General features: G+C 73.2%; 8 protein-coding genes. 3 read left to right on the top strand and 5 right to left on the bottom strand.

The genetic code is table 11. From position 1 onward, the window contains the following. The first annotated feature begins 935 nt into the window (after positions 1 to 935). Positions 936 to 1172: a hypothetical protein gene (locus tag ABZ624_RS25680; RefSeq protein ID WP_360093388.1), complete on the top strand. Its 237-nt coding sequence runs from the start codon at positions 936 to 938 to the stop codon at positions 1170 to 1172. A gap of 193 nt (positions 1173 to 1365) precedes the next feature. Further along, a complete protein-coding gene (gene serB / locus ABZ624_RS25675) occupies positions 1366 to 2589 on the top strand; it encodes a phosphoserine phosphatase SerB (RefSeq protein ID WP_360093385.1) in 1224 nt (407 codons plus the stop codon). Positions 2590 to 2661: 72 nt separating this feature from the next. Here serB and ABZ624_RS25670 read toward each other — a convergent pair whose 3' ends face one another. From ABZ624_RS25670 to ABZ624_RS25655, 4 genes are all read right to left on the bottom strand, one after another. Next, positions 2662 to 3180, bottom strand: coding sequence for a histidine phosphatase family protein (locus ABZ624_RS25670; protein WP_360093382.1), 519 nt, complete (start codon positions 3178 to 3180; stop codon positions 2662 to 2664). 78 nt (positions 3181 to 3258) lie between these two features. Further along, a complete protein-coding gene (locus ABZ624_RS25665) occupies positions 3259 to 3465 on the bottom strand; it encodes a hypothetical protein (RefSeq protein WP_360093379.1) in 207 nt (68 codons plus the stop codon). Positions 3466 to 3658: 193 nt separating this feature from the next. After that, a complete protein-coding gene (locus ABZ624_RS25660) occupies positions 3659 to 3778 on the bottom strand; it encodes an SGM_5486 family transporter-associated protein (protein ID WP_360093376.1) in 120 nt (39 codons plus the stop codon). A gap of 351 nt (positions 3779 to 4129) precedes the next feature. Continuing rightward, positions 4130 to 5464, bottom strand: a complete 1335-nt coding sequence (locus ABZ624_RS25655; RefSeq protein ID WP_360093373.1) for a CynX/NimT family MFS transporter — start codon at positions 5462 to 5464, stop codon at positions 4130 to 4132. A gap of 70 nt (positions 5465 to 5534) precedes the next feature. Between ABZ624_RS25655 and ABZ624_RS25650 the strand changes: the two genes are divergently transcribed. Further along, positions 5535 to 6227 (top strand): FCD domain-containing protein, encoded by a 693-nt coding sequence (locus ABZ624_RS25650; RefSeq protein WP_360093370.1) that lies wholly within the window; start codon positions 5535 to 5537, stop codon positions 6225 to 6227. Here the strand turns inward: ABZ624_RS25650 and ABZ624_RS25645 are convergent. After that, the gene (locus tag ABZ624_RS25645) at positions 6205 to 6555 is read right to left on the bottom strand and encodes a hypothetical protein (RefSeq protein WP_360093367.1); all 351 of its coding nucleotides are present in this window, start codon (positions 6553 to 6555) and stop codon (positions 6205 to 6207) included. The two genes, ABZ624_RS25650 and ABZ624_RS25645, sit on opposite strands and share 23 nt — an antisense overlap. Positions 6556 to 6774 lie beyond the last annotated feature (219 nt).

Raw genomic sequence — 6774 nt, 5'->3', positions numbered from 1 at the left:
CGCACGCACCAGTCCTACGGCGCGCGGTCTCGACGCGCGTGACCCGGATCCGGATGACGGTGGCCACGGCGACGGAAGCTCCTGGCGACGGCGTAGGCGGCGCTCGGCGCCGACCATCCGGGGCGGAGCACCCACGCGAGCCGATCACCCTGCCCGCCCCCGCCACACTCCCCTGCCACCCGGCCGACCCGCCGCGCACGCACCAGTCCTACGGCGCGCGGTCTCGACGCGCGTGACCCGGATCCGGATGACGGTGGCCACGGCGACGGAAGCTCCTGGCGACGGCGTACGCGGCGCTCGGCGCCGAGCGGCCGGGGCGGAGCACCCACGCGGGCATGTGTGCTGTGTCGTACGGGCTCTCGCTCGGGCCTCCGCGCGGCCTGTTCGTCCCCTGGGAACAGCCACGGCCTCCGGCGTGCTCCGCGGGCCCGGCCTCCTGCTGAACCGTAGGCCGGGGCCGCCGTACGGGGGTGCGGGCCAGGACCGGGTCTGTGCCGCCCTCCCCGCACGGCGGACCTGGTGCTCGGAACGCCGGGCCCACCGGGACACGGCGACGAGGCCGGCCGGCCGAACGCGGACACCCATCCCTCTCCGGTACCGGAGGTCCCTGCGAGGAGCCGACGGACACCGGCCCGACGGCCACCGGCGACGACGTGCACCGCGCCCGGCCGTCACCGCGCCGTCCGCCCCGCTCCCCCGCCCCCCACCACCCTGGGAAGCCGAAAGCATCGCATGAGGTTGGCCGGGCCCGCTGAGGTTCGTCGGGCCCCGCGCAAAGATCAGCGGCATGGGCGCCGCCGCGATCCCCTCAGAACCAGCCACCAGCCGTCGGGCCCCGCCCCGGACCAAGAGACGCAGTCGGCCATGCCGCCCTTCGGGTGGGTATGCGGGGCCGGGAATCGGGAAGTGATGGCGCTAGGCGATGGGAGGCACTGATGGCGAACTTTCTCGACCGGGCCAGGGAGCAGGCGCAGAGCGCCCTGAACCAGGGCAAGCAGAAGGTGGACGAGCTCCAGCAGCAGCGGGCCGGAAACGATCTGCTGAAGCAGCTCGGGGCGGCGTACTACGCCGAGCGGCGCGGTTCCGGGTCGGCGGAGGCCACTCAGCAGGCCCTGTCCGCTCTGGAAGCCCACATCTCCGCTCACGGGGACGGCTTCCTGCACGGAACCTGAGTCGGCGGACCCCGGCCCTGCCCGGCAGGGCATCTCGTGGCACAGTCGAGGTGGAGCCGGGGCTGCCGTGTGCGGGGGCAGGGTGTCTCCCGGTGGCAAGATCCCTGACACCGGCACGTCATCCATTGTTCCGTGTCCGTCAGGCGGACCTCGGCGGCGGACGGCACTGGGTGCCGGATACGGTGGTGACACCATGAGCGCTTCGCAGACCTCCGCTTCACAGACCCCCGAGGTCCCCACTCTCCTTGTCAAGATCTTCGGCAAGGACAGGCCGGGCATCACGGCCGGCCTCTTCGACACCCTGGCCGCCTACCTCGTCGACGTGGTCGACATCGAGCAGGTCGTCACCCGGGGCCGCCTGGTGCTGTGCGCGCTGGTCACCCAGCCGCCGGCCGGCCTGGAGGGCGACCTGCGGGCCACCGTGCACAGCTGGGCCGAGTCGATGAAGATGCAGGCGGAGATCATCTCGGGGCGCGGCGACAACCGGCCGCGCGGCCTCGGGCGTTCTCTGGTGACCGTCCTCGGTCACCCGCTGACCGCGGAGTCGACGGCCGCCATCGCCGCCCGGATCGCGAAGTCCGGCGGCAACATCGACCGTATCTTCCGGCTCGCCAAGTACCCGGTGACAGCAGTGGAGTTCGCCGTCTCCGGAGTGGAGACCGAGCCGTTGCGCACGGCCCTGGCCTCCGATGCGGCGGCACTGGGTGTCGACGTCGCGGTCGTCTCGGCGGGTCTGCACCGGCGCGCTCAGCGTCTGGTGGTCATGGACGTGGACTCCACGCTGATCCAGGACGAGGTCATCGAACTGTTCGCCGCGCACGCCGGCTGCGAGGACAAGGTCGCCGAGGTGACGGCGGCGGCGATGCGCGGGGAGCTGGACTTCGAGCAGTCGCTGCACGCGCGCGTGGCGCTGCTGGAGGGGCTGGACGCCTCCGTGGTGGACAAGGTGCGCAACGAGGTCCGGCTGACGCCGGGCGCGCGCACCCTGATCCGCACGCTGAAGCGGCTCGGTTACCAGGTCGGTGTCGTCTCCGGTGGCTTCACGCAGGTCACGGACGATCTGAGGGAACGGTTGGGCCTGGACTTCGCGCAGGCCAACACGCTGGAGATCGTTGACGGCAAGCTCACCGGCCGGGTCACCGGCGAGATCGTGGACCGCGCCGGCAAGGCGCGGCTGCTGCGCCGGTTCGCCGCGGAGGCCGGAGTGCCGCTGTCGCAGACGGTGGCGATCGGCGACGGCGCCAACGACCTGGACATGCTGAACGCGGCCGGTCTGGGCGTCGCCTTCAACGCCAAGCCGGTGGTCCGCGAGGCGGCGCACACGGCGGTGAACTTCCCCTTCCTCGACACGGTGCTCTATCTGCTGGGCGTCACCCGCGAAGAGGTCGAGGCGGCCGACACGCACGACGAGGGGTGAGCCGGTCCGGCCGGCCCGGATGCGGCAGGGCCCGGCACCGCGCGGGTGCCGGGCCCACGCGTCTGTGTGAGGTCACTCGGCGGGCGCCCAGTAGTCCATGAGGGTGGCCACGCCCGGCTCCAGGGTCTTCCAGGAGCCGTCGAAGGACAGCACCGCGAAGCCGGCCGCCGGGAAGCCGCGGCGGTTCATCCGCTCGCGGGCGTCGCCCTCGGCCGCGCCGGACAGGATGTCGGCCAGGCCATGGACGCCCGGGTTGTGGCCGATCAGGATCACGTTCCGCACGTCCTCCGGAGTCTCGTTGAGCACGGCGATCAGTTCGCCGGGCGAGGCCTCGTAGAGCCGCTCCTCGTAGACGGTCTTCGGCCGGTGTGCCAGCTCGTGGACGGCGAGCTTCCAGGTCTCGCGGGTCCGGGTCGCGGTGGAGCACACGGCCAGGTCGAAGGTGATACCGGTGTCGGCCAGCTTTCGTCCGGCGACCGCGGCGTCCTTGCGGCCCCGCTCGGCGAGCGGGCGCTCATGGTCGGACACCTGTGGCCAGTCGGCTTTCGCATGCCGGAGGAGGATGATCCTGCGAGGTTCTGCGGCGCTCATGGGACCCAGCTTCGCATGAAACACGCCAGGGGGCGCAGGGAGTTGACATGCGGATTCGCCGCGCGCTGAGGCTCCCGGTCAGCGCGTGAGGAGGTGCTGGGCGCGCTCGAAGAGGTGCGTGATCGCCGGGTCGCTGCTCGCCGCGTGCGCGTCCGACGGGTTCAGTATCAGGGCGAGGAGCGCGATGAAGGCGAGCGCGGGCAGGGCGAGGGCCCACCAGGGCAGCCGGATGTCGACGCCGCCCGTGGACGCCGGGTGGGGCCGGGAGGGGGTGCGGGCCGGCATGATCGCCTCCGTGGGTCTTCGAGCGGGTCCGTGGCCGTGTCGTGCGGTCACGTCTCGAAGCTACGGAATCCGGGGCCGTCAACCCATCCGGACTTCCACCCAGTTGACCCTGACCCTTGCCCCCTAGGGGATGGGGGGCTACCCCCACCATCCGCCGTCGGACGCGGGCCGGGACACCGCCCGGCGGCGCCCGTCAGGGGGAGAGGATGGTCGCGATGACGGCGATGACGGCGATGACGGCGAAGAACGCGCCGAAGACGAGCAGCATCTTCTTCTGGCCGTTCTGCGGGTTCGGGTCGAGCACAGGCTGCATGCCCCCAGTCTCGCACCCTGCGCGCCGCGAGGGTCGGCCGGGGCAGGTGCCGCAGCAGACGGACAGCCGAACGGCGGATCCGCCCGGCCCTGAGCCCTGTCGTCACATTCGCGCCTGCCCGGCGACCCCTGGCACGCACGCCCGGCGGGGGCCGGTGAATACCGGCCGTCGCACACATACCTGCGGGGAGTCGGCCAGTCCGCCCGGCCCGGCCCGGCCTGCGGACGCAGGCAGCACCACCCGGCCGCGTGGTCCGCGGGGCGGCTCTGCTGCCCCGCTCCCGCCAACCGGCCCGGGGCCGGGCGTGCAGCGAGCCCGCTGGACCGGGAGAGGCTGATGCACCCGGGCGCGCTAGCTGGTCGCCTCGTCCTCGACCGTGCGGTCGCGGCCCGCCAGGAAGCCCACCACCATCTGCGGCACCATCAGGCCCGCCATGAGGGCGATCGGCAGTCCCCAGCCGCCGCTGTGCTGGTAGAGCACGCCGACCAGCAGCGGGCCGGGAATGGAGATCAGATAGCCGGTGCTCTGCGCGAACGCGGACAGCTGGACCACTCCCTGGCCGCTCCTGGCCCGCATGCCGACCATCGTGAGGGCCAGCGGAAAGGCGCAGTTGGAGACGCCGAGCAGCAGCGCCCAGGCCCAGGCTCCGGCCGCCGGCGCGACGTACAGGCCGGCGTATCCGGCGAGGCCGCACACGCCCAGGACCAGCGCGATCGGTCCCTGGTGGGGCAGCCGGGTGGCGACCCGCGGGATGACGAAGGCCAGCGGCACGCCCATCACCATGGTGACGGCGAGCAGCACGCCCGCGGTGCCGGCCGGAACGCCGGCGTCCCGGAAGATCTGCGGCATCCAGCCCATGGTGATGTAGGCGGCGGTGGCCTGCAGGCCGAAGAAGACCGCGAGTGCCCAGGCGGTGCGGCTGCGGGTGATGCGCAGCGGCGCGTGCCGCTCCGCCGCCGCACGCTCCCGCTCCTGCTCCCGCGGCTGTGCGGGCGCGGTGCCGCGATCCCGTACGAGCGGCAGCCAGGGCAGGACGGCGGCGCCGGCGACGGCGGCCCACACGGCGAGGCCGGACTGCCAGCTGCCGCCCATGGCGTCCGTGAGGGGCACGGTCACCGCGGCGGCCAGGGAGGTGCCGAGGGCGAGGGCCATCGAGTAGAGGCCGGTCATGGAGCCGACCCGGTCGGGGAACCAGCGCTTGACGATGACCGGCATGAGCACGTTGCTGACGGCGATGCCCATCAGGGCGAGCGCGCTGGCGGCCAGGAAGCCGGCCGTGCCGCCGAGATACGGCCGTATCAGCAGGCCCGCGGTGATGGCGGCCATCCCGGCGCACACCACCGCGGCCGGTCCGAAGCGGCGGGCCAGGCGGGGGGCGGTGACACCGAAGACCGCGAAGCACAGCGGGGGTACGGAGGTGAGCAGGCCGGCCACGCTGCCGCTCATGCCGAGCCCGTCGCGGACCTCCTCCAGGAGCGCGCCGAGGCTCGTGATGGCCGGGCGGAGGTTCAGCGCGGACAGCACGATGCCGACCACGACCAGGCGGGTCGCCCACGCGCGCGTGCGGCCCGCGCCGGGGGGCGTCTCGGGGGTGCTCGTGGCGGCGGCCGTACCGCGTCCGGTCGGTGACATCGCCGTACGGGTCTCCACTGTCCGGGTTTCCTCACGTGCCATGAGAGCCATCATAGAATCATGGGATGATTGGTTGTCCACTCCCGGGAGGTCCGAGCCCGGGACCGTCGTGCGAAGGTGGGCCATGCCCCTGAGCCACCCGCGCCGTTCGGCGCTGTCCGAGCAGGTCATCGCGGAACTGCGCAACCAGATCACCTCCGGTGAGTGGCCGGTCGGCTCGCGCATCCCGACGGAGCCGGAACTGGTCGAGCAGCTCGGCGTCGCCCGCAACACGGTCCGCGAGGCCGTCCGCGCGCTCGCCCACAACGGCCTGCTGGACATCCGGCAGGGCTCGGGCACCTATGTGGTGGCGACGAGCGAACTGGCCGGCGTGATGCACCGCCGGTTCGCCGGTGCCGACCCCCGGCACATCGCGGAGCTGCGCGCCGCGCTGGAGTCGGCGGCGGCGAGGCTGGCCGCCGAGCGGCGCACCGAGAAGGACCTCAAGCAGCTGGACACGCTGCTGGAGCGGCGCGAGGTGGCCTGGGAGGCGGGCGAGGCGGAGGCCTTCGTCACCGCCGACGCCACCTTCCACCTGGCCGTGGTGGCCGCCTCGCACAACGACGTGATGACGGCGATGTACGCCGATCTGGGCGAGGTGCTGCGGGACTGGCTGCGCGCGGACGTGGGGGCGGAGCTGACACCGGAGACGCACATGGAGCACACGCGCCTGCTGGACGCGATCCGCACCGGGGACGCCGAGACCGCGGCAGCCGAGGCCGCGAGCTATCCGTTTCTGTGCCGCCCGGACCGGTTCAGCGCTCCCTCTGGTGGCTGATCCAGACCGACCGGACTTCCTTCCAGCACCGCCCGGCGAGCCGTACGGTCATGGCGGGCTCGGCGTCCACCGGAGCGCTGTCGGTGTCGATGTCCCACCAGCGGGCGCACTCGATGTGCAGCCGCACGCGATCGGTGTCGACATAGGGGTTGTGGCAGTAGGCCACCACATGGGAACCATGGACGGTCGTCCGGCAGGCGGCCCCGAAGAGGTTCGGCGCGGGTGGCTTTCCGTCGTCCACGCGCGCGTACGGCATCGCCTCGTACGGCAGGGAGAGCACGAGGGCCACGGCCACGGTCACCGGGGCCAGGCTGCGGGACAGGCGCACAAGGGGACCTCCTCGGCCGGGCTGCGGAGGGACGCGTGGTGACGCGTAATCCAGGGTGCGCCGCCCGGACCGGTGGGCGCCCGGCCGGTGGGCCGAACGGGTGACGCCCCACGCCTTGGTCACCGCCGCGGCCGGGGGGCGCGGCCCCCCCAAAGGTGGGGGGCCCCCCCCCCGGGACCCCCCGGCCGCCGCCGGCGCGCCCCCCAGGCCAGGGAGACC

Origin of the sequence: Streptomyces sp. NPDC007205, assembly GCF_040634095.1 — a bacterium.
Classification (GTDB): Bacteria; Actinomycetota; Actinomycetes; order Streptomycetales; family Streptomycetaceae; genus Streptomyces.
Note: the sequence above shows the minus strand (reverse complement) of the source record. Positions and strands in the feature narration are given on the sequence as shown.